15 protein-coding genes are annotated in these 24,351 nt (G+C 67.9%); 12 read left to right on the top strand and 3 right to left on the bottom strand.

Annotation, left to right across the window (positions count from 1 at the left end):
- Window positions 1-10: 10 nt before the first annotated feature.
- The 3 genes from NL2_RS15525 to NL2_RS15515 are packed head-to-tail and all read right to left on the bottom strand — an operon-like array spanning window position 11 to window position 5,952.
- The gene (locus tag NL2_RS15525) at window positions 11-1,504 is read right to left on the bottom strand and encodes an efflux transporter outer membrane subunit (RefSeq protein ID WP_068076608.1); all 1,494 of its coding nucleotides are present in this window, start codon (window positions 1,502-1,504) and stop codon (window positions 11-13) included.
- The gene (locus tag NL2_RS15520) at window positions 1,501-4,713 is read right to left on the bottom strand and encodes an efflux RND transporter permease subunit (RefSeq protein ID WP_068076607.1); all 3,213 of its coding nucleotides are present in this window, start codon (window positions 4,711-4,713) and stop codon (window positions 1,501-1,503) included. The genes NL2_RS15525 and NL2_RS15520 overlap by 4 nt, the downstream gene beginning before the upstream one ends.
- Before the next feature lie 6 nt (window positions 4,714-4,719).
- The gene (locus tag NL2_RS15515; RefSeq protein ID WP_245647721.1) at window positions 4,720-5,952 is read right to left on the bottom strand and encodes an efflux RND transporter periplasmic adaptor subunit; all 1,233 of its coding nucleotides are present in this window, start codon (window positions 5,950-5,952) and stop codon (window positions 4,720-4,722) included.
- A gap of 392 nt (window positions 5,953-6,344) precedes the next feature.
- On the opposite strand from NL2_RS15515, the gene NL2_RS15510 reads away from it, so the two are divergent.
- The 12 genes from NL2_RS15510 to NL2_RS15460 all read left to right on the top strand — a co-directional run bounded on the left by NL2_RS15510 (window position 6,345) and on the right by NL2_RS15460 (window position 24,265).
- Complete coding sequence (locus tag NL2_RS15510) at window positions 6,345-7,934, top strand: MFS transporter (protein WP_245647718.1); 1,590 nt, start codon at window positions 6,345-6,347, stop codon at window positions 7,932-7,934.
- A 71-nt stretch (window positions 7,935-8,005) separates the two neighbouring features.
- Window positions 8,006-9,166, top strand: a complete 1,161-nt coding sequence (locus NL2_RS15505; RefSeq protein ID WP_084356134.1) for an HlyD family secretion protein — start codon at window positions 8,006-8,008, stop codon at window positions 9,164-9,166.
- Window positions 9,163-10,590, top strand: a complete 1,428-nt coding sequence (locus NL2_RS15500; protein WP_068076603.1) for an efflux transporter outer membrane subunit — start codon at window positions 9,163-9,165, stop codon at window positions 10,588-10,590. Before NL2_RS15505 ends, NL2_RS15500 begins: the two co-directional genes overlap by 4 nt.
- Before the next feature lie 67 nt (window positions 10,591-10,657).
- The gene (locus tag NL2_RS15495; RefSeq protein WP_068076667.1) at window positions 10,658-12,115 is read left to right on the top strand and encodes an ATP-binding protein; all 1,458 of its coding nucleotides are present in this window, start codon (window positions 10,658-10,660) and stop codon (window positions 12,113-12,115) included.
- Window positions 12,116-12,378: 263 nt separating this feature from the next.
- Entirely contained in the window at window positions 12,379-14,781 is a 2,403-nt protein-coding gene (locus NL2_RS15490) for a glycogen/starch/alpha-glucan phosphorylase (protein ID WP_157083210.1), read from the top strand.
- Window positions 14,778-16,961 carry a 1,4-alpha-glucan branching protein GlgB gene (gene glgB, locus NL2_RS15485; RefSeq protein ID WP_068076601.1) on the top strand — a complete coding sequence of 728 codons (2,184 nt, stop codon included), beginning with the start codon at window positions 14,778-14,780 and terminating at the stop codon, window positions 16,959-16,961. Before NL2_RS15490 ends, glgB begins: the two co-directional genes overlap by 4 nt.
- 40 nt (window positions 16,962-17,001) lie before the next feature.
- A complete protein-coding gene (glgC, locus tag NL2_RS15480) occupies window positions 17,002-18,261 on the top strand; it encodes a glucose-1-phosphate adenylyltransferase (protein WP_068076600.1) in 1,260 nt (419 codons plus the stop codon).
- A 21-nt stretch (window positions 18,262-18,282) separates the two neighbouring features.
- Window positions 18,283-19,752 carry a glycogen synthase GlgA gene (glgA, locus tag NL2_RS15475; protein ID WP_068076599.1) on the top strand — a complete coding sequence of 490 codons (1,470 nt, stop codon included), beginning with the start codon at window positions 18,283-18,285 and terminating at the stop codon, window positions 19,750-19,752.
- Window positions 19,749-21,377, top strand: a complete 1,629-nt coding sequence (locus NL2_RS15470; RefSeq protein ID WP_068076598.1) for an alpha-D-glucose phosphate-specific phosphoglucomutase — start codon at window positions 19,749-19,751, stop codon at window positions 21,375-21,377. The genes glgA and NL2_RS15470 overlap by 4 nt, the downstream gene beginning before the upstream one ends.
- Window positions 21,374-23,158 (top strand): glycogen debranching protein GlgX, encoded by a 1,785-nt coding sequence (gene glgX, locus NL2_RS15465; RefSeq protein ID WP_068076597.1) that lies wholly within the window; start codon window positions 21,374-21,376, stop codon window positions 23,156-23,158. The genes NL2_RS15470 and glgX overlap by 4 nt, the downstream gene beginning before the upstream one ends.
- A 197-nt stretch (window positions 23,159-23,355) precedes the next feature.
- Entirely contained in the window at window positions 23,356-23,505 is a 150-nt protein-coding gene (locus NL2_RS21245) for a hypothetical protein (RefSeq protein ID WP_157083204.1), read from the top strand.
- Window positions 23,506-23,563: 58 nt separating this feature from the next.
- Window positions 23,564-24,265, top strand: coding sequence for a glutamine amidotransferase (locus NL2_RS15460; RefSeq protein ID WP_068076596.1), 702 nt, complete (start codon window positions 23,564-23,566; stop codon window positions 24,263-24,265).
- Window positions 24,266-24,351 lie beyond the last annotated feature (86 nt).

Here is a 24,351-nt window from a genome sequence, read left to right as displayed (position 1 = left end):
CGAGCCCCGGTCAGGGCGCCGTGTTCGCCGGATGGGGCGTGACGTCGACCGGACCTGCCGGACTCGCATCAAGCAGCGCGTCGCCGCCGAGCGAGCGGTACAGGCTGACCAGATTGCTCGCACCGACCAGCCTGGTCGTGGCCAACGTGCGTTGGGCGGAATACAGCGAACGTTGCGCATCGAGGCTGTTGAGGAACGGGTCGATCCCGCCGCGATAGCGCGCCTCGACCAGCCGGTAGGTATCGGCGGCGGCATCGCGTTGCGCGGTCACCGCGCGCAACTGTTCGCCCACCGTGCCGCGCCGTGCCAGCGCATCGGACACTTCGCGAAACGCGGTCTGGATCGCCTTTTCATATGTGGCCAGCGCGGCCTTGCGCTGCGCCTCGCTCAGCGCGACGTTGGCCTTGCCCGCGCCCGCGCTGAAGATCGGATAGTCCACCGCCGCGCTCGCCGACCAGGCCAGCCCGCCGCTGAACAGGCTGGTCAGTGCGGTGCTGGCGAACCCGAGCAGCCCGGTCAGCGAAATCTTGGGAAACAGCGCCGCGCGCGCCGCGCCGATCTCGGCATTGGCGGCGCGCAAGTTGTATTCGGCCTCGACCACGTCGGGGCGGCGCAGCAGGATCGTGGAATCGAGCCCCGCCGGCAGCGCGGCCAGCGTCGGCGCGGCCTCGTCGATCGAGGCGGGCAGCCGGGCCGGGTCGATCGGCGCGCCGACTAGCAGTTGCAGCGCGTTGACATCCTGCGCCAGCGCCGTGGTCTGCTGCGCGACGTCGGCGTTGGCGGTCTCGAGGATCTGTTGCGCCTGGCGCAAATCGGTGCGCGGCGCGATGCCACCGGTCAGCCGCGCCTGCGTCAGGCTGACGCTGCGCTGCGCGCTGGCTGCGGTACTGCGCGCGATGGCCAGCAGCGTGGCGTCGGAGGCATAGTTGAGCCAGCCGTCGGCGATGTCGCCCACCAGCGTCAGCCGTGTGGCACGCGCGGCGGCTTCGGTGGCGAAGTAGCGGTTCTGTTCGGCGCGCGACAGCGAGGCGAGCCGCCCGAACAGGTCCAGCTCGAAGCTGCGCACGCCGAGGTCGGCGGAAAAATTGCTGCGCGTGCCCGATCCGCTCGACGTCGTGGTGCCGGTGCCGGTGCCGCCGGTCGAGGTCGTGTTGGTGGAACTGCTCGTGCCCTTCGCGATCGACGCCCCGGCGGTGGCATCGAGCCCCGGCAACTGGTTGGCGCGCTGGATGCGGTATTGCGCGCGCGCCGCCTCGATATTCGCGGCGGCCACGCGCAAGTCGCGGTTGTTGGCCAGCGCCTGCTCGATCAGCGCCTGCAGCCGCGCATCGCGGAAGATGTCGCGATAGCTGACCGACGGCAGCGCCGCCTCGTTCTGGCGCAAGTACGCATCGCCCACCGGCCACGACGGTGGCACCGGCGCTTCGGGCCGGACATACTTGGGGTCCATCGAGCACCCGGCGAGCGCGGCGCCGAGCATTAGCAGGCTGGCGGCTTTGTTCATGGCTGGGGCTCCGGTTCGGGGCCGGTTGTTGCAGGCGGCGGCGGGCGATGGTGCAACTTGTTCCACGCGTCACGCGTGCCCCGGCGCACCAGCACGAAGAACAGCGGAATGTAGAAGATCGCCAGAATCGTGGCGGTCAGCATCCCGCCGATCACCGAGGTGCCGATGGCGATGCGGCTGTTGGCGCCCGCGCCGGTCGAGATCGCCAGCGGCAGCACGCCGAAGATGAACGCCAGACTGGTCATCAGGATCGGGCGCAGGCGGATGCGCGCGGCCTCCAGCGCGGCCTCGATCACGCGCTTGCCCTCTTTTTCGGCACGTTCGGCAAACTCGATCATCAGGATCGCGTTCTTGGCGGCCAGCCCCATCGTGGTGAGCAGGCCGATCTGCAGGTACACATCGTTCTGCAATCCGCGCAACGTCACCGCGAACACCGCGCCGACCAGCCCCAGCGGGATGATCAGCAGCACCGCCACCGGGATCGTCCAGCTCTCATACAGCGCGGCCAGGCACAGGAAGACGACCATCAGCGAGATCGCGTACAGCAACGGCGCCTGCCCCGACGACAGTCGTTCCTGGTACGACAGCCCCGACCATGCGATCGTCGTGCCGGGGATTTCACTCGCCAGCTTCTCGATCCGGTTCATCGCATCGCCCGAGCTGTAACCCGGCGCCGCCGAGCCCTGCAGCTCGTACGACGGGATGCCCATGAACCGCGACAGCGTGGTCGGCGCGGTGGCCCAGTGGGTTTGCGCGAACGAGGAGAACGGCGCCATCTGGCCGGTGTTCGATCGCACGAACCAGGCGCCGATGTCCTCTGGCGAGGCGCGCCACGGCGCATCGCCCTGCACGTACACGCGCTTGACCCGGCCCCGGTCGATGAAGTCGTTGACGTAGCGTCCGCCCCAGGCGGTCGCCAGCGTGCTGTTGACGTCGGCCTGCGCCAGCCCCAGCGCGGACAGCTTCTGCTGGTCGATATCGACCGCCAGCGTGGCCACGTCGGGCAAATCGGACAGGCGCACCGCGGTCATCGCCGGATCGGCGTTGGCCAGCGCAAGCAGCTTGTCGCGCGCGGCGGCGAACTGTTCGGGCGGCATGCTGCTGGCGTTCTGCAGCTCCACGGTAAAGCCGTTCGACTGGCCCAGCCCGCGGATCGCGCCGGGGATCAGCGCAAAGACCTGTGCATCGCGGAAGTTGCGGAACGCGGCCGAAGCCCGCGCGACGATGGCGTCGGCGGTGTTTTCGGACCCCTTGCGGTCGGCCCAGTCGGCGAAGTTGAGGAAGCCCTGCCCGGTGTTCTGGCCGCTCGCGCCGCCGCCACCGCCGCCCGCGACCGTGAAGATGACGGCTGCGTTCTTGGCTTCGCTGGTGAGGAAGTACTTCTCGATCGCGGTCTGCACTTGCTGCGTGCGGCCCAGCGTGGCGCCGGCGGGCAGGCGGAACTGGATGCTGGCCGCGCCCTGGTCCTCGGTCGGCAGGAAGCCGGTCGGCAGGCGCACGAACAGCACCACCAGCAGCGCCACGACCCCGCCGTAGATCAGCAGGAACAGCCACTTGCGATCGACGACGCGTGACACCGCGCCGGCATAGCGTTCGATGCCGTTCTGGAAACCGGTGTTGAACCGGTCGCGCGCATGGCCGACGCGTTCGGCGGCCTTGGGAAACTTGCGCCCCAGCCACGACTGTTCCAGCTCCGGCTCATCGGCCTTGCGCCGCAGCAGCGTGGCGCACAGCGCGGGGCTGAGGATCAGCGCGACCAGCACCGACAGCACCATCGCCGAGACGATGGTGATCGAGAACTGGCGATAGATCACCCCGGTCGATCCGCCGAAGAACGCCATCGGCAGGAACACCGCCGACAGCACCAGCGCGATCGCCACCAGCGCGACCTGAATCTGCTCCATCGACGCGATGGTCGCCTCGCGCGGGGTCATCTCGGGGTTTTCCTCGAGCAATCGCTCGACGTTCTCGACCACCACGATCGCATCGTCGACCAGCAGGCCGATCGACAGCACCAGCCCGAACAGGGTCAGCGTGTTGATGGTGAACCCGAACAGATGGAGAATCGCGAACGTGCCCAGCAGCACCACCGGCACCGCGATGGTCGGCACCAGCGTGGCCCGCCAGCTTTGCAGGAACACGAACATCACGATCACCACCAGCACGATCGCCTCGACCAGCGTCTTGATCACTTCGTCGACCGACAGCTTGATGAACGCGGTGGTATCGTTGGCATAGGCATAGGCCAGGCCATCGGGGAAATTGTGCGAGGCCTGCTCGACTGCGGCCTTGACCAGTTCGGCGGTCTTGAGCGCGTCGGCGCCCGGCGCCAGGCTGATCGACAGGCCCGCGCCCGGGTGGCTGTTGACCCGGCTGGCGGCGCTGTAGTTGTCCGCGCCCAGCTCGATCCGCGCCACGTCGCGCAACATCACGCTGGCGCCGCTGGGATCGGTCTTGAGGATGATCCTGGCGAACTGGTCCGGCGTCTGCAGCCGCGACTGCGCGCTGACCGTGGCGTTGAGCATCTGCTCCCTGGGCATCGGCTGGCCGCCGATCTCGCCCGCGGCGACTTCGGTGTTCTGCGCGGTGATCGCGGTGACCACGTCGGACGGCATCAGCGAATAGCTAGCCAGCCGATCGGGGTTGAGCCAGATGCGCATGGCATAAGGCGCGCCGAACACGTTGGTATCGCCCACGCCCGGCACGCGCGAGAGCTGGTCCTGCAGGTTGGAGGCGAGGTAGTCCGACACGTCCATGTTGGTCATGCGGTCGGTCTTGTCGTAAACGCCCACCAGCAGCAGGAAGTCGGGGTTCGACTTGGTGACGGTGAGCCCCTGCTGCTGCACCTGTTGCGGCAGCCGCGACAGCGCCTGCTGCACCTTGTTCTGCACCTGGACTTGCGCGATGTCGGGGTTGGTGCCCTTGTCGAACGTCGCGGCGATGCTGACCGAACCTTTCGAACTGGACGTGGAGCTGAAATACAGCAGCCCGTCGATGCCGGTCAGTTGCTGCTCGATGATCTGGGTCACGCTGTTCTGCACGGTCGAGGCAGAGGCGCCGGGATAGCTGGTGCGCACGTTGACCTGCGGCGGCGCGACATCGGGATACTGCGCGATCGGCAGCGTCAGGATCGCCCCCAGCCCGGCCAGCATGACGATGATCGCGATCACCCAGGCAAAGATCGGGCGATCGATGAAGATGCGGGACATGCGGGCCTATCCGCCCTGCGACCGTCGGCCGCCGGCCGCGCCACCGCTGCCGCCAGCCCCTGAGCCTCCCCCGCCGCGCGACGGATCGATCCGCTCGGGCGCGCTGGCCGCAACCGGGCGCACCGGAGCGTTGGCCTTGAGATTGGCGATGCCCTGCACGATCACTTTGTCGCCGGGCTGCAACCCGCTGGTGACCACCCAGTTGGCACCTTGTGCGCGATCGGCGACGACGCTGCGCTGCACCGCCTTGTTGCCCGGCCCCACGATCCACACCGTGCCGCCGCCCTTGGCATCGCGCACGAGCGCGGCCTGCGGCAGCAGGTAGGCTTTGGTATCGACCGACTGCGCGACGATCGCGTGCACGAACATGCCCGGCAGCAGCAGCCCTTGCGGGTTGGCGAAGCTGGCGCGCAGCGTGACCGTACCGGTGCTCTGGTTGACCATGACCTCGGAAAACTGGACCAGCCCTTCAAGCGGGTAGTCGCTGCCATCCTCCAGCTTCAACCGCACCCGCGCGGTGGCGGGCACCTGCCCGTCGGTCGCCAGCGCCCGGCGCAGCGCGAGCAGGTCGGCGCTCGACTGCTGGATGTCGACATAGATCGGATCGAGCCGCTCGATCACCGCGAGCGGATCGACCTGGCTCGACGTCACCAGCGCGCCCTCGGTCATCAGCGAGCGACCGATGCGGCCGGTGATCGGCGACGGCACGCGCGTGAAGTTGAGGTTGATCCGCGCGGTGCGCAGTTGCGCGGCGTTCTGCGCGATCGCCGCGCTGGCCTGGCGCGCGGTGGCGGCGGCATCGGTATAGTCCTGTTTGGAAATCGCCTCGATCTGCGCGAGCGGGCGATAGCGGTCGGCCTTGATCCGGGCGCCGTCATAGGTCGCCTGCGCGCTTTGCACGTTGGCGGACGCTTGCGAGACTTGCGCCTGATACAGGCTGGGATCGATCTGGTAGAGCGTCTGGCCCTTGCGCACCAACGACCCTTCGGTGAAATAGCGGCGGCGGATGATGCCCGACACTTGCGGGCGGACCTCGGCCATCTGGTAGGCGGTCACGCGCGCCGAAAGCTCGGCATCCAGGCCCACGCTGGTGGGCTGCATCACCACAAAGCCCACTTGCGCCGGCCCTTTGGCCCCGCCCTTCTTGTCCGCGCCCTGGCTCGATGAGCAGGCGGCCAGTACCAGCAGGGCTGCCAGCGGCATGACGTGTGCAAACCGGCCGGCGGTCGAGGTCGAGATGTTCAAGGTCGCAGATCCCGCTCGTACGGTTTGGCCAGGGGCCGAGAAAACGAATGCCGGATTCGCTGGTCCGGCGTCATGCCCCTAACACGCGTTGGCGGCGTCGGTTTCTGAAGATACAATTTATTACGAGCCGATCTGGCCGGTTTTGGCACCCTGATGCTGTCGCATCGCAGTCACCGATTGCTGCGGTGCAGCACCAAGATATTCTAATCCTTACATTTTAATGAAAATTTCGGCTGGAACGGTCCCAGCGCAGGACCGACCGAATTTTTTTGCGGGAACTGGCATCTTTTGCGCTCGCGAAGCATTGTGCGCTTATGCCGGGTGCGACACTGCGACACTTCCTGTCCGAGGAACAATGGACCTTCGCGCCGCACGAGCGCGCGGTCATGCCCGGATCCCCCGCCTCACCCGCGCATCCGGCCCGCCGTCGCGCCGTGTATATCGCGGTGGCCACGCTGGTGGGGCTGACCGGCGGGTTGGGCAACGCGATGATCTCGGTCAACACCGCGCAGCTCCAGGGCTCGCTGGGGCTCGATCCCTACCAGATCGCGTGGCTGCCCACGGTCTATGTGATGACCAACACGTCGGCCAACATGCTGCTGATCAAGTTCCGCCAGCAATACGGGTTGCGCCCGTTCGCGCTCATCTTCCTGGGGCTGTATGTGCTGGCGACGTTCGCCCACCTGTTCGTCAACGATTTTGGATCGGCAGTGATGGTCCGCGCGGTCAGCGGCATCGCCGGAGCGTCGCTGTCGACGCTGTGCCTGTACTATTTCATGCAGGCGTTTCCGGCCAAATGGCGGCTGAAGGGTCTGGTGGTGGGCATCGGCATTCCGCAGTGCGCCATCCCCATGGCGCGGCTTTTTTCGCCCGATCTGCTGGCGATGTCGCAATGGCGCGCGCTGTATCTGTTCGAGCTGGGGCTGGCGATCATCAGCTTTGCCGCCGTCGCACTGGTCCGCCTGCCGCCGTCAGAGCGCCAGCCCGCGTTCGAGAAGCTGGATTTCGTCACGTTCGGGCTGTTCGCCGGGTCGGTCGCGCTGGTCGCGGCAGTGCTGGGACAGGGCCGGATCGTGTGGTGGACGCAGGCGCCGTGGATCGGCTGGTCGCTGGTCGCGGCGATCCCGATGTTCATCGGCGCGCTGGCGATCGAGCATCACCGGGCCAGGCCGCTGATCAACACGCGCTGGCTGGGCAGCGCCGACATCGTGCGGTTCGCCGTGGTCACGATCATGGCGCGGATCGTGCTGTCCGAACAGACGTACGCCGCCGTCGGTCTGCTGACCACGCTGGGCCAGACCAACGACCAGTTCCACACCCTGTTCGTGATCATCCTGATCGCCTCGATCGCCGGGGTGGCCGCCAGCGCGATCACGCTCAATGTCGAGAAGCTGACCCACCCGATCATGCTGGCGATCGGGATCGTCGCGATTGCCGCCTACACCGATTCGCATTCGACCAGCCTGACCCGCGCGCCCGAACTGTATGTCTCGCAGGCGCTGATCGCGTTTTCGGCCACGTTCTTCCTCGGCCCGGCGCTGTTGTTCGGGATGACCCGCGCGCTGAAGGAGGGCAGCGGGCACATCATCACGTTCATCGCGCTGTTCGGGATCGTCAATTCGCTGGGCGGCCTGGGCGGCGCGGCGTTGCTCGGCACGTACCAGACGATCCAGGAAAAGGCGCATTCCAGCGCCATCGTCCAGACGATCGACATCACCGACCCGATGGTCGCGGCGCGGATCGGCGCGGGCGGGCAAGCCGTCGGCCGCGTGATCGGCGATCCCGCGCTGCGCCAGGCCGAAGGCGGCGCGCTGCTGTCGCAAGTGGCCACGCGTGAGGCCAACGTGCTGGCCTATAACGATGTGTTCCGCCTGATCGCGATCCTTTCCGCGCTGACCACCGCCTACCTTGCGTTCCTGCTCGCCCGCCGCAACTGGCGCGCACGCCGCGCCGCCTTGATCGAAGTGCCCACATGACCGAAACTGTGCCCACCGACCTGCGAATTCCCGTCACTGAGTCCCCCGATCCGCGTGAAGGAGCGCAATCCATGGCCACAGAGCCGCCCGTGATGCCTGCTGCCGAACCGGTCGCGCGCATTCCGGTGACCGAGGAGCGCGCGCAGGAAGTCGTGGCGCCGCCGGTCGACTCGGGCTGGACCCCGCCGCGCGCGTCACGCACCACGGTCGTGATATTCGCGGTGATCGCGCTGTTGGGCGTGTTTGCGGTGCTCGCCGCGTGGCGCCTGCCGCCGTTCGCCACCGCGCAGCAGGCGACCGACAACGCCTATGTGCGGGGCCGCACCACGGTGATCAGCCCGCAAGTCAGCGGCTACGTCACCCAGGTGATGGTGCACGATTTCGACGTCGTGACGCCGGGGCAGGCGCTCGTCACGATCGACGACCGCATCTATCGCCAGCGCGTCGATCAGGCGCAGGCGCAAGTCGATGTGTCGCAGGCCACGCTCGACAATGCGGCGCAGGCCGCGCGGGCGCGCGCCGCGACGGTGCAGGCGCAGGCCGCCGCCGTCGCCAATGCGCAGGCGCAGCTGCAGCGCGCGCAGGCCGACATGGCGCGGGTCGACGATCTGGTCACCGACGGTTCGGTCAGCAAGCGCGAGCGCGACCAGACGCTCGCCGCCTTGCGTCAGGCGCAGGCCGGTGTGTTGCAGGCGCAGGCCGCGCGGTCGATCGCGCAGGAAGACGTACGCACCGTGGAAGTGGGGCGCGGCGGACAGCGCGCGGGCGTTTCCGGGGCATCGGCAGCGCGTCAGCTCGCCCAGATCGATCTGGCCAACACCGTGATCCGCGCGCCCGAGCCGGGGCGGCTGAGCGAAGTGGGCGTGCGCGTGGGGCAATACGTCACCGCCGGATCGCAGCTGATGTTCCTCGTCCCGCCCGAAACCTGGGTGATCGCCAACTTCAAGGAGGCGCAGACCGCGCACATCGAAGTCGGCCAGCCCGCCAGCTTTCGCGTCGACGGGTTGGGCGGCGCGACCATCACCGGGCATGTCGAGCAGATTTCCCCGGCGGCAGGATCGGAATTCTCCGTGCTCAAGGCCGATAATGCCACGGGCAACTTCACCAAAGTGCCGCAGCGCATCGCCGTGCGCATCCGCATCGATCCGGGGCAGGATCTGGCCAAGCGCCTGCGCCCCGGCATGTCGGTGGAGGCGACGGTCGATACCTCGGTGCGCGGAACCCGCCGGTGACCCGTACCGCGTCCGGATGGCCGGCGCTCGCAGCGATCCTGCTGGCGGGCACGGCAGGATGTGCAGGTCCCCGCCCCGCAACTCCGACCGCCGCGTCGGTCGCTCCCCCGGCGGAGTGGCGTTCGGCCCCGGCGCGCACCGGCAGCGGCCCGGTCCGCGCCGACTGGTGGCAGGCGTTCGGCGATCCGGCGCTGTCCGACCTGATCGACCGCGCGCTCGCCGCCAATCCGGACATCGCCATCGCCGCCGAACGGGTGGAGGAAGCGCGCGCGCAGGAGCATCTTGCCCATGCGCAGGAACTGCCCAACATCTCGGGCAGTCTCGGCGCGGCCGAAGCCCGCTCGGTCACCGCGTTCGGCACGCCCTCGACCAGCCTCGGCGCGCAGCCGACGATCGGCGCGAGCTACGACCTCGACCTGTTCGGCCGGTTGCGGCAGGCCGATGCCGCCGCCCGCGCTGCGCTGCTGGCGACCGAGGGCGCGCGCGATACAGTGCGGCTGGCGATCGCGAGCAGCGTGGCCAGCGGCTACATCAACTTGCGCGCGCTCGACACGCGGCTGGGCATCGCGCAAGCCACGCTCGCCTCGCGCGCCGATGCGCTGCGCATCGCCCGGCGCCGGGCCGAGACCGGCTACACCTCAAACCTCGAGCTGCATCAGGCCGAAGCCGAGTACAAGTCGACCGAGCAGCTGGTCCCGCAAGTCAAACTGCTGATCACCCGGCAGGAAAACGGACTGCGGCTGCTGGCGGGCGAGGTTCCCGGCGCCCCGGCGCGCGGGCTGGCGCTGCAGCGGCTGGCGATCCCGGCGGTGCCCGATGGCCTGCCCGCCGACCTGCTGCGCCGCCGCCCCGACCTGTTCCAGGCCGAGCAGTCGGTGGTGGCCGCCGACCACAGCCTCGATTCGGCGCGCGCGGCGTTCCTGCCCACCGTCTCGCTGACCGGCTCGGTCGGACTGGTGCTGTCGACCGCGCTGGCCAACCCGATCGGGGTGTTCTCGCTGGGCGGCAGCATTCTGGCGCCGTTGCTCGACAGCGGACGCATGCGCGCGCAGGCCGATGCGGCGGCGGCGCGGCGCAACCAGGCCGCGTTCGCCTATCGCAAGGCGGCGCTCACCGCGTTCCGCGAGGTGGATGACAGTCTGGCCGGCGTGGCCCGGCTGCGCGAGCAGGAAGCCGCCATCGTCGGGCAGCGCGATGCCGCAGCGGCGGCGCTGCGCAACGCCACCAACCGCTATCGCGCGGGCTATTCGCCCTATCTCGAACAGCTCGACGCGCAGCGCACCCTGCTGACCGCCGATCTGGCCGCCGTGCAGGCGCGCGCCGACCGGCTGACCTCGTACGTCACGCTCTATCAGGCGATGGGCGGCGGCTGGACGCTGGCGCCCGACCTCGCATCGGCCTCCCGATCATCCACAGGCGATTGATCCGGCGCGGGGTCGGCTCACCGCCGCGCGGTTGAAATGCCGGCCCGCTCCCGGCAAGGGCGGACCGGTGACGGCGGGAATCGAAATCGGGATGGATGGCGCGGGCTTGCCCGTGCGCATCGATATCGAGGAACTGCTCGCCACGCGCCTGCTCGTGCAGGGCAACTCGGGCTCGGGCAAGTCGCACCTGTTGCGCCGCCTGCTCGAGGAAAGCGCCAGTCTGGTGCAGCAGGTGGTGATCGATCCCGAAGGCGATTTCGTCACGTTGGCCGATGCATTCGGCCATCTGGTGATCGACGCGGGCGATTATAACGAGCGCGAGATTGCCCGGATGGGTGCGCGGGTGCGCGAACACCGCGCGTCAATCGTGCTGACGCTGGAATCGCTCGAACTCGAAGCGCAGATGAGCTGCGCCGCCGCGTTCCTGTCCGCGTTGTTCGATGCGCCGCGCGATCACTGGTATCCCGCGCTGGTGGTGGTCGACGAAGCGCAGATGTTCGCGCCTGCCGCCGCTGGCGACGTGTCCGACGCGGTGCGCCGCACCAGTCTGGCGGCGATGACCAACCTGATGTGCCGGGGGCGCAAGCGCGGGCTGGCCGGGGTGATCGCCACGCAGCGGCTGGCCAAGCTGGCCAAGAACGTGGCGGCCGAGGCCAGCAACTTCCTGATGGGGCGCACGTTCCTCGATATCGACATGGCGCGCGCGGCCGACCTGCTGGGGATGGAGCGCCGCCAGGCCGAACAGATCCGCGATCTCGAGCGCGGGCGGTTCCTCGCGCTCGGCCCGGCGATCTGCCGGCGTCCGGTGGCGGTGAAGATCGGGGCGGTGCGCACCTCGACCCGGATGGGCACGCACAGCCTGCTGCCGATGCCGGTGTCGGAACCCGACAACATGCGCACGATGCTGTTCGCGGAGATGGAGCCCGATGCTCCGCCGCCGCGCAGCGAGCCCCGCCCCGCCCCCGTCGCGGCGGACGACCTGATTCGCCAGCTTGCCGCAGCCGATGGCGTCGATTCCGCGCACCCGCGTGAGGACGCCGCGCAAGTCGATCCGCAGGCGACCGAGGGTGTCGTCGTCGACGTCCTCGAAGCGATGCTGGCCGACCCCGACAGCGCGTTCCAGCCGGCCGCGCTGCTGTACCAGGATTTCACCGTACGCTGCCGGATGCACCGACTGACGCGCCCGCCGCTCGATCTGGCCGCGTTCCGCCGCCGGTTCGCGATGGCGCAGGCGGGAATGCTCGATCCGGCCGATTCCCGCTGGGCGGAGTCGCTGGCGCTGGCGGATCGGCTGCCCGAGGAAATGCTCGCGCCGTTCCTGTTGCTGGCCCGCGCGGCGATGGACGGCGAACCCTGCCCCGATGACGATGCGCTGGGCCGCGCGTATGCCACCAGTTCGCCCGGCCGGGTCCGGCGCATGGTGGAATACATGGAAAAGCAAGGCGTTGTCGTCGCCCGCACCGATTTTGGCGGACGCCGGTCGATCGGCATACCCGGCCTGGGCCTCAGCACCACCGCCGAATAGCGTTCGCGCGCCGCGCACTCTGCAATCGTATTCCCTGGCCAAAAAGCACCCGATTGCGCCAATTGTGCATTGCACCCCTTGTCGCGGGCGCGAGGCCTGTCATACCCTGATTCGATGGAAGCGTGGGAGCGGCCAACCGCGTCGCGCCCGGCACCTCCGATCACAGGAGCGGCACGGGCCTGACACCAAGTGAAGGAGGGTTCACCGTGTCCGTGAAAGTCCCCGCTCAGCCGTCACCGGCCGCCCCGTCCGCCAGCAGCGCGATCACCACGGGCAATATCGAGAGCGATCTCATCGATGTCCTGCGACGACGCGTGGGCAAGGACGAATTCGCCGCCAAGCCCAGCGACTGGTTCTATGCCGCCGCGCAAACGGTGCGCGACCGGGTGATCGATCACTGGATCGCCTCCACCCGCCAGACGTACGCGGCGGGCAGCAAGCGGGTCTATTACCTCAGCCTGGAATTCCTGATCGGGCGGCTGATGCGCGATACGCTGAGCAATCTGGGGCTGACGCGCGAGATGGAGCGCGCGCTGGCCGACCATGGGCTCGACCTTGCCGCGATCGAGGAAATGGAGCCCGACGCGGCGCTGGGCAACGGCGGCCTTGGCCGGTTGGCGGCGTGCTTCATGGAAAGCCTCGCCAGCCTCGACATCCCCGCATACGGATACGGCATCCGCTATGTGAACGGCATGTTCCGCCAGCGCATCGACGACGGCTGGCAGGTCGAACTGCCCGAAACCTGGCTTGCCAACGGCAACCCGTGGGAATTCAAGCGGCGCGAAAGCGCGTATCGCATCGGCTTTGGCGGCGAAGTCGTCGAAACCGCCGACGGTTCGATCGCGTGGAATCCGGCCGAACTGATCGAAGCGAGCGCGGTCGATACCCCGGTGGTCGGCTGGCGCGGCAAGCGGGTCAACACGCTGCGGCTGTGGACCGCCAACTCGCTCGACCCGATCAAGCTCGATGCGTTCAATGCGGGCGATCACGCCGGTGCGCTGGCCGATCAGGTGCGCGCCGACAGTCTGGTGCGCGTGCTGTACCCGGCGGATTCGAACGCGTCCGGGCAGGAACTGCGGCTGCGGCAGGAGTACTTCTTCTCGTCCGCGTCGATCCAGGACATCGTCCGCCGCCATGTGCAATACCACGGCGACGTCACCACCCTGCCCGACAAGGCCGCGATCCAGCTCAACGATACGCACCCGGCGGTTTCGGTTGCCGAACTGATGCGCCTGCTGGTCGACAACCACGGGCTGGAGTTCGACGAGGCGTGGGACATCACCAAGCGCACGTTCGGTTACACCAACCACACGCTGCTGCCCGAAGCGCTGGAAAGCTGGCCGTTGCCGCTGTTCGAGCGGCTGCTGCCGCGCCACATGCAGATTGTCTACGCGATCAATTCGCGGCTGCTGCGCGAGGCGCGCAAATCGGGCGTGATGGACGATGACTCCATTTCCGCGATCTCGCTGATCGACGAGGGCGGCGAACGGCGCGTACGCATGGCCAACCTCGCGTTCGCCGGCGCGCACAGCGTCAACGGCGTGGCCGCGCTGCACACCGAACTGATGAAGACCACGGTCTTTTCGGACCTGCACAAGCTCTACCCGACGCGCATCAACAACAAGACCAACGGCGTCACGCCGCGGCGCTGGCTGCAGCAGTGCAATCCCGGGCTGACCGCCACGATCAAGGACGCGATCGGCGACGCGTTCCTCGACGATACCGAAAAGCTGGTCGATCTGGTCCCGCTGGCGGGCGACAGCACGCTGCAGGAACGCGTGGCCGAGGTGAAGCGCAGCAACAAGGTGGCGCTGGCCAAGCACATCAAGGATCTGATGGGCGTCCGGCTCGATCCCGATGCGCTGTTCGACGTGCAGATCAAGCGGATCCACGAATACAAGCGCCAGCTGCTCAACCTGGTGGAAACGGTCGCGCTGTATGACCAGATCCGCAGCCATCCCGAGCGCGACTGGGTGCCGCGCGTGAAGATCTTCGGCGGCAAGGCGGCATCGAGCTACCACAACGCCAAGCTGGTGATCAAACTGGCCAACGACATCGCGCGCCGGGTCAATGCCGATCCGTCGGTGGGCGGGCTGCTCAAGGTGGTGTTCGTGCCCAACTACAACGTCACCTTCGCCGAACGGATCATCCCCGCCGCCGATCTGTCCGAACAGATCTCCACCGCGGGCATGGAAGCATCGGGCACCGGCAACATGAAGTTCGCGCTGAACGGGGCGCTGACGATCGGCACGCTCGACGGCGCGAATATCGAGATCAAGGACCATGTCGGCGACGAAAACATCTTCATCTTCGGCATGACCGCCGAGGAAGTCGCCCAGAAGCGCGCGGACACCTACAACCCGCGCGAACTGATCGAAGGCTCGCCCGAACTGCACCAGGCGGTCGAGGCGATCGCCAGCGGGGTGTTCTCGCACGACGATCCGCACCGCTACACCGAGCTGATGGCCGGGCTTTACGATCACGACTGGTTCATGGTCGCCGCCGATTTCGACGCCTATGCCGCCGCGCAGCGCGCGGTCGACCGGCGCTGGGAAGACGCCGCATCGTGGCGCAAGGCGGCGATCCACAACATCGCCAAAGTCGGCTGGTTTTCGTCCGACCGCACCATCGGGGAATATGCCCGGGAGATCTGGGGAGTGCTTTGAAACCACCGGGAGAGGCCATCGACGCACTGCTGGACGGCACCAACGCCGATCCGTTTTCGCTGCTGGGAATTCATCAAGGGCCGCAAGGCGCGTTTGCGCGCGCGCTGCTGCCCGGCGCGGAAACGGCGGTGGCCTTCGACCTTTCGGGCCGGAAGCTGGGCAAGCTGAAGCGCGTCGACGATCGCGGGCTGTTCGAAGGCGCGCTCAAGCCGACGGTCCCGAACGGCGGGCGCCAGCCGGTGCGGTATCACTGCACGGCCGGCGACCATGCGTGGGAGGTGACCGATCCTTACAGCTTCGGGCCGGTGCTGGGTCCGATCGACGATTTCCTGATTGCCGAGGGCACGCATCTGCGGCTGTTCGACAAGATGGGCGCGCACCTGATCGAGCATGAAGGCGCGCAAGGCGTGCACTTTGCGGTGTGGGCGCCCAACGCGTCGCTGGTGGCACTGGTCGGCGATTTCAACGGCTGGGACTATCGCAGCCACCCGATGCGGCGGCGCAGTGACATCGGCGTGTGGGAAATCTTCCTGCCCGGCATCGGTGAGGGCCGCGCCTACAAGTACCGCATCACCGGCCCCGACGGCACGGTGCAGCCGCTCAAGGCCGATCCGTTCGCGTTCGCGTCGGAATTGCGCCCGGCCACCGCGTCGATCATCGCCGATCCGCGCAAGACCGACTGGGGCGATGCCGCGCACCGCGCGCACTGGGCCTCGATCGACCCGCGCCGCCAGCCGATCTCGATCTACGAAGTGCACCCCGGATCATGGGATCGCGATGAAAACGACTGGTTCCTGACCTGGGACGCGCTGGCCGACCGGTTGATCCCTTATGTCATCGACCTGGGGTTCACCCACATCGAGTTCCTGCCGGTCAGCGAACATCCCTACGATCCGAGCTGGGGTTACCAGACCACCGGCCTTTACGCGCCGTCTGCCCGGTTCGGCGATGCCGAAGGGTTCGCCCGCTTCGTCGATGGCGCGCACCGCGCCGGGATCTGCGTGCTGATCGACTGGGTGCCCGCGCACTTTCCGGTGGACGAGCATGGCCTTGCCCGGTTCGACGGCACCGCGCTGTACGAACACGAAGACCCAAGGCTGGGCTTCCATCCCGACTGGAACACCGCGATCTACAACTTCGGGCGGCGCGAGGTATCGAGCTTCCTGGTCAACAACGCGCTGTTCTGGGCCGAACGCTATCACGTCGATGGCTTGCGCGTCGATGCGGTCGCCTCGATGCTCTACCGCGATTACAGCCGCGAGCCGGGCGAATGGATTCCCAACGATGAGGGCGGGCGCGAGAACTGGGAGGCGGTCGCGTTCCTGCGCTCGATGAACACGGCGCTGTACGGCAGCCACGCCGGCATCCTGACAATTGCCGAAGAATCGACATCATGGCCCGGCGTTTCCAAACCGGTCCACGAAGACGGGCCAAATGGCGGAGGACTGGGCTTCGGTTTCAAGTGGAACATGGGGTTCATGCACGACACGCTGACCTACATGGCGCGCGACCCGATCCATCGCCGGTATCACCACGGCGAGATCACGTTCGGGCTGATGTACGCGTTTTCCGAGAATTTCGTGCTGCCGCTGAGCCATGACGAAGTGGTCCACGGCAAAGGATCGCTGCTGGGCAAGATGGCGGGCGATCATTGGCAGAAGTTCGCCAACTTGCGCGCCTATTACGGCCTGATGTGGGGCTATCCCGGCAAGAAGCTGTTGTTCATGGGGCAGGAATTTGCCCAGTCGCGCGAATGGAGCGAGGCGCGCAGCCTCGACTGGTTCCTGCGCTCCGACCCCGCGCACGAAGGCGTGCGGTGCCTGGTCCGCGACCTGAACGCCACCTACCGTGACAGGACCGCGCTCCACGCGCGCGATTGCGAGGGTGACGGGTTCGAATGGCTGGTGGTGGACGACGCCGACAATTCAGTGTTCGCGTTTTTGCGCAAGGCCCCGGGCGCGCCACCCGTGGCGGTGATCTCCAACATGACCCCGGCGGTCCATCACGGCTACCGCGTGCCGCTGCCGCATGACGGTGCCTGGCGCGAGATCATCAATTCCGACGCGGCGGCCTATGGCGGCAGCGGGGTGGGCAACTTGGGCGGCGTGATCGCCAGCGGCGGCGGGGCGGACCTCACGCTGCCCCCGCTGGCCACGATCATGCTGGAATATCAGGGATAACGACTGGGAAGGGCGCAAATCGCCCGGGGAGCAAGGGATTATGGTGGAACGACTGGGTCAGCCGCTGGCACGCGATGCGATGGCCTATGTGCTGGCGGGCGGACGCGGCAGCCGGCTGCGCGAGCTGACCGACAACCGGGCCAAGCCCGCGGTCTATTTCGGCGGCAAGTCGCGGATCATCGATTTCGCGCTGTCCAACGCGATCAATTCGGGCATCCGCCGCATCGGCGTGGCGACGCAGTACAAAGCGCACTCGCTGATCCGCCACATGCAGCGCGCGTGGAACTTCATGCGCCCCGAACGCAATGAAAGCTTCGACATCCTGCCCGCGTCGCAACGCATCGACGAGCAGCACTGGTACGAAGGCACCGCCGACGCGGTGTTCCAGAACATCGACATCATCGAAAGCTATGATCCCAAGTACATGGTCATCCTGGCGGGCGATCACATCTACAAGATGGATTACGAGCTGATGCTGCGCCAGCACGTCGATTCCGGCGCCGACGTGACCATCGGCTGCCTGGTGGTGCCGCGCATGGAAGCATCCGGTTTCGGGGTGATGGCGGTCGACGCCACCGACACGATCACCGCCTTCGTCGAAAAGCCCGCCGACCCGCCGGGCATCCCCGGCAGCCCCCATCTCGCGCTCGCCTCGATGGGGATCTACGTGTTCGACACCGATTTCCTGTTCGAGCAGCTGCGCCGCGATGCCGACACGCCCGATTCCACGCGCGATTTCGGCGGCGACATCATCCCCCACATCGTCAAGCACGGCAAAGCGGTGGCGCACCGCTTCACCACGTCGTGCATTCGCGCGGCCGAGGAGATCGAGGAATACTGGCGCGACGTCGGCACGATCGACGCCTATTTCGACGCCAACCTCGACCTGACCGACGTGGTGCCCAAGCTGAACATGTACGATCGCGACTGGCCGATCTGGACGGATTCGGTGGTCGCCGCCCCGGCCAAGTTCGTTCACGATGCCGAAGGGCGGCGCGGCATGGCGATCTCTTCGCTGGTCTCGAACGACTGCATCGTCTCGGGCGCCACGGCGCGGCGCAGCCTGCTGTTCACCGGCGTGAAGATGGGCAGCTTTTCCAGCGTCGATGAAGGCGTGATCCTGCCCTATTGCAACATCGGCCGCAGCGCGCGCCTCAGCCGCGTGATCCTCGACAGCGGGGTGCGCATTCCCGAAGGGCTGGTGGTGGGCGAAGACCCCGAACTCGACGCGCAGCGCTTTCGCCGCAGCGAGAACGGGGTGTGCCTGATCACCAAGTCGATGATCGACCGGCTGGGCTGATTTTGTGGACAGCGTAGCGCCATGACCGTTTCGAAACCGCTGGCGGTCCTGTCGGTCGCATCGGAGGCGGTGCCGCTGGTCAAGACCGGCGGACTGTCCGACGTCGCCGGTGCCCTGCCCGCTGCGGTCGCTCCGCACGGCGTGGCGATGACCACGCTGCTGCCCGGCTATCCGGCAGTGATGCGCAGCCTCGGCAAGGCCCGCGTGTTACACAAGTACGATGCGCTGCTTGGCACCCCGGCGCGGTTGCTGGCGGCAAAGCTGGGCGATCATCCGCTGATCGTGCTCGATGCGCCGGTGCTGTTCGATCGCGATGGCGGCCCTTATGGCGACGATGCGGGGCGCGACTGGGGCGACAACTGGCGCCGGTTCGCCGCGCTGGGCCGCGCGGGGGCGGACCTGGCCTGCGGCGCGGTGAAAGGCCGCAAGTTCGACGTGCTCCACGCGCACGACTGGCAGGCGGCGATGGCGCCCGCCTATGTCCGGTTTGCGCCGCCCGCCGGAAAGCCCGGCGTGCCGTCGGTGATGACCATTCACAACATGGCGTTCCAGGGCTATTTCAGCGCCGACGTGTTCCCCGTGCTGGGCCTGCCGACCGAAGCGTTCGCGATCGACGGCGTGGAATACCACGGCGGCGTCGGCTTCCTCAAAGCGGGCATGGACTCAGCCAGCGCGATCACCACGGTCAGCCCCAGCTATGCCGTGGAGATCCGCGATCCGGCGTTCGGCATGGGGCTGGAAGGGCTCATCGTCAGCCGGGGCGAGCGTGTTTCGGGCATCGTCAACGGCATCGACACCGCGCAGTGGAACCCGGCGACCGACCGCGACATCGCCATGCGCTTCACTGCGCGCACGCTCGACAAGCGGGTGGTCAACAAGCGCGCGCTCGAAGCCGAGTTCGGGCTGGAAATCGATGACGGCCCGCTGTTTATCGTGGTCAGCCGCCTGACCTGGCAAAAGGGCATGGACGTGCTGGCGGGCGCGATCGCGCACCTTGTCGGCAATGGCGCGCGGCTGGCGCTGCTCGGATCGGGCGACGCCGCGCTCGAGGCCGCGTTCGTTGCCGCCGCCGCGCGCCATCCCGGCCGCATCGGCGTGCGCATCGGCTATGACGAGGCGTTGTCGCACCGGATGCAGGCGGGCGGCGACGCCATCCTTGTGCCCTCGCGGTTCGAGCCGTGCGGGCTGACCCAGCTTTACGCGCTCGCCTACGGCTGCGTACCGGTGGTGGCGCACACCGGCGGGCTGGCCGATACGGTGATCGACGCCAACATCGCCGCGATCGATGCGGGGGTCGCAACCGGACTGCAATTCGCGGGCGTCACGCCGGCAGCGGTGGCGCAGGCGATCAGCCGGGCGATCGCGCTGTACCGGCAGCCCGACGTCTGGCGCATGGTGCAGCGCAACGGGATGAAGGCCGATTTCTCATGGGCGCAAAGCGGCCGCGCTTACGCCGATCTCTACCGCAAACTGGCAGGCAGGACTTCATGATCAGGACCATCCCCACCACACCGTTTGCCGGGCAGAAGCCGGGCACATCGGGCCTGCGCAAGAAAGTGCGCGTGTTCCAGCAGGCCAACTATTCGGAAAACTTCATCCAGTCGGTCTACGACGTGGCGGCCCCTGCCCCCGGCGCGACGCTGGTGATCGGCGGTGACGGCCGCTTCCACAACCGCACCGTGATCCAGCAGGCGATCCGCATGGCCGCGGCGAGCGGATATGGCCGCGTGCTGGTGGGCCAGGGCGGCATCCTGTCCACCCCGGCAGCCAGCCATGTGATCCGCAAGTACGGCGCATCGGGCGGGCTGATCCTGTCGGCCAGCCACAATCCCGGCGGCCCGGACGAGGATTTCGGGATCAAGTACAACACCGCCAACGGCGGCCCTGCCCCTGAAGCGGTGACCGAGGCGATCTATGCCCGCACCCAGACCATCGACCGCTGGCTGACCGTCGATGCGCCCGACATCGATCTCGATACCATCGGCCTGGCCACGGTCGCCGCGATGACGGTCGATGTGATCGATCCGGTGGCCGATTACGCCGACCTGATGGAGCAGCTGATCGATTTCGCCGCGATCCGCGCGGCGGTGGCGGGCGGCTTCACCATGGCGTTCGATGCGATGCATGCGGTGACCGGGCCTTACGCGGTCGAGATCCTGGAACGGCGGCTGGGCTTTCCCACAGGGACCGTGCGCAATGGCATTCCGCTGGAGGATTTCGGCGGCCATCATCCCGATCCCAACCTCGTCCACGCGCACGACCTGTACGCGCTGATGATGGACGCGGATGCTCCCGATTTCGGCGCGGCTTCGGACGGTGATGGCGATCGCAACCTGATCATCGGCCGCGGCCGCTTCATCACCCCGTCGGATTCGCTGGCGATGCTGGCGGCCAACGCCACGGCGGCGCCGGGCTATGCCGCCGGGCTGAAGGGCATCGCGCGCTCGATGCCGACCAGCGCGGCGGCCGATCGCGTGGCCGAGGCGCTGGGCCTGCCCGCGTTCGAAACGCCGACCGGGTGGAAGTTCTTCGGCACGCTGCTCGACGCCGGGCTGGCGACGATCTGCGGCGAGGAAAGCGCGGGCACGGGATCGGACCACGTGCGCGAAAAGGACGGGCTGTGGGCGGTGCTGCTGTGGCTCAATATTCTCGCCGCGAAGGGCCTGTCCGCCGATGCCGTGGCGCGCGATCACTGGGCGCGGTACGGTCGCAATTATTACGCGCGGCATGATTATGAAGCGATCGACACCGCCGCCGCCAATGCGCTGATGGCCGATCTCGAAGCCGCGTTCGCCGCGCTGCCGGGCCAGCGCTTCGGTCCGCTCGAAGTCGCCCGCGCCGACAGTTTCAGCTACACCGATCCGGTCGATCATTCGACCAGCGCCAACCAGGGCCTGCGCGTCTATTTCACCAACGATGCGCGGATCGTGTTCCGGCTGTCGGGCACGGGGACCGAGGGCGCAACCTTGCGCGTCTATCTCGAACGGTTCGAGCCCGCCGACGGCGATCTCGACGCGGAGACGCCGACGATGTTGGCCGACCTGATCGCCGCCGCCGATACCATCGCGGGCATCACCAAGCGCACGGGCCGCACCGCGCCCGATGTCGTGACATGACCCGGCTCGGCGCGGTCGTCGGCCCCGACGGCACCGATTTCACGGTCCGCTCGCCCGCTGCCGAGGCGCTGACGCTGTGCCTGTTCGACGGCGAGCATGAAACCCGCGTCGCCATGCAGCGCGAGGACGATCACTGGCGCGCCCACGTTCCCGGCATCGGCGCAGGCCAGCGCTATGGCTATCGCGCCGCCGGTCGCTGGGCGCCCGAGGACGGGGCGTGGTTCGATCCAGCCAAGCTGCTGGTCGATCCTTACGCGGTGGAGCTTGACCGCCGCTTTCATTACGACCCGCATCTGTCGGCGTACGACACCGACACCGCAACGCTGATGCCCAAGGCGATCGTGCCGGCCCCCCTGCCCCCGTTGCCAATCGCCCCGCCCCGCTTCACTCACGGCGGGCTGGTCTATGAAGCCAATGTGCGCGGGCTGACGATGCTGCACCCCGACGTTCCGCCCGCGCAACGCGGCACGGTGGCGGCTCTGGCTCATCCCGCCATCATCGCGCACCTCAGCAAGCTGCACGTCACCGCGATCGAGCTGATGCCGGTCACCGCGTGGATCGACGAGCGGCATTTGCCGCCGCTGGGCCTGAGCAACGCCTGGGGCTACAACCCGGTGGTGCCGATGGCGCTCGATCCGGGCCTGTGCCCCGGCGGCGTGGCCGAGTTGCGCGATACCGTCGCCGCGCTGCACGACGCCGGCATCGGCGTGATCCTCGACCTTGTATTCAACCACACCGGCGAAAGCGATGTGTTCGGCCCGATCCTGTCGCTGCGGGGCCTGGACAACGCGGTCTATGCCCATGCGCCCGACGGCAGCCTGATCAACGACACCGGCTGCGGCAACACGCTCGATTTCGGCAACGCGGCGGTGCGCGAGATGGCGCTGGAGACAATGCGCCATTTCGTCCGCAACTGCGGCATCGACGGCTTCCGTTTCGATCTCGCCCCGATCATGGCGCGCAGCCCCGGCTTCGACCCCGCTGCACCGATCTTTGCCGCCATCGCCAGCGACCCGCTGCTGGCAACCCGCATGATGATCGCCGAGCCGTGGGACATCGGCCCCGGCGGTTACCAGCTCGGGCAGTTCCCCGCCGACTGGCTGGAATGGAACGATAGGTTCCGCGACGACGTGCGCCGGTTCTGGCGCGGCGAAGGCTCGCCGGGCGCGCTGGCGACGCGCATCGCCGGGTCGTCCGACGTGTTCGGCCCGGCCTGCCGCAGCGTCAATTTCCTCGCCGCGCACGACGGTTTCACGCTTGCCGACACGGTCGCCTACGAACAGCGCCACAACGAGGCCAACGGCGAACACAACCGCGACGGGCATGGCGAGAACCACTCGTGGAACAATGGCGTCGAGGGGCCGAGCGACGATCCCGCGGTGCTGGCACGCCGCGCCACGGACTTGCGCGCGCTGCTCGGCACGCTCTACGCCTCGACCGGCACGATCATGCTCACCGCCGGTGACGAGTTCGGCCGCAGCCAGCGCGGCAACAACAACGCCTATGCACAGGACAATCCGATCAGCTGGGTCGACTGGGCGGGCCGCGATCTGGCGCTGGAAGACCATGTCGCCGCGCTCGGTGCCCGGCGCGCCGCGCGCATCGCCGGGTTCGCGCGGTTCCCCGAACCCGGCACATGGTCCCGGCTGGACGGCGCGACGATGACGGCGGGCGACTGGGAAAACCCGCAGACCGCCGGTTTCGCCTACGCTTCCAGGGATCCGGGGGCGCCCCTGTCGCTGCGCATCGATCGCGGCGCGCGCACCGCAGACTTCTGGTAGCCGATCTTTTCCAGCGGCAAAAAAGCCTTCGTGGCGAAATACTACTAATTGAGTAGAGATAGCCCCGTCGCCACGGTGAACCCCGCAGCGACTGCGGCTTTTGATGGATGCCAGCTTGCTCCGCGACACCAACGGCTAAAGCGCACGGACCCCGCGCGACAACGCAAGGCTCGTGTTCCGAAACAGGAGACTGAGCAATGCCCCGATCATCCACCCTCCGATCCGCCCCGCACCGCCGCCGCGCGATCCCGCCGCAGCCGCATCCGTCGTGGGATCGCGGCCCCGAACCGCTGGACGCCGGCCACGCGATCTCCCCGCGCGATTTCTGGGAGCGACTTGGCATCTGATCGCCGCGCGGGCATCATGCGCCCGTCCACTCGTGTCCCCCGCAATGCAACGGAGCCCATGAAGACCGCCCTCATCATCCGCCACGTACCCTACGAAGGGGTCGCCGGGTTCCGCGCACCGATCGAGGCGGCGGGCTACGCGGTGGACCGCATCGACGTGGCCGACCCCGGATTTTCCGCGCGCGACCTGGTCGAACCGGATCTGCTGATCATGATGGGCGGCCCGATGGGGGTGTACGAACAGGCCTCGCATCCGTGGATCGCGTGTCAGCTCAAACGCCTCGCCCGGCGGCTTGATGCCGACCGGCCGACGCTGGGCGTGTGCTTCGGCGCGCAGATGATCGCCGCCGCATTGGGGGCCGAAGTGCATCCCGGGCCGGTCAAGGAAGTGGGCTTCCACCCCGTGGCGGTGAATGACGCGGCGATGGGCGGCCCGTTGCGGCACATCACCGACACGCCCGTGCTGCACTGGCATGGCGACACGTTCACCCGGCCCGACGGCGTCGAACTGCTCGCCTCGACCCGGCATTACGAGCATCAGGCGTTCCGGCGTGGCGACACGGTGCTGGCGCTGCAGTTCCACGCCGAGATGGGCGAGGATGAGCGGTTTCACGCCTGGGTCGACCAGTCGCCCGCGACGCTGGCGGAGGCCGGCACCGATGCCGCCCGGATCCGCGCCGCCCACGGGGAGCACGGCCCCGGCGCGGTCGCCGCCGGGCGCGCGATGATCGCCGAATGGCTGGCCGCGCTGCCCGCCTGACAGGGCGCTGATCGGGTCCGAATGCCACCGCGTTCGCGCCTGCACAATCGATGATGGCTAAAACCGCGCAAACCCGCTAAGGGCCG

This window comes from Novosphingobium lentum NBRC 107847 (assembly GCF_001590965.1).
Lineage (GTDB): Bacteria > Pseudomonadota > Alphaproteobacteria > Sphingomonadales > Sphingomonadaceae > Novosphingobium > Novosphingobium lentum.
This window is presented reverse-complemented; position numbering and strand designations above follow the sequence as displayed.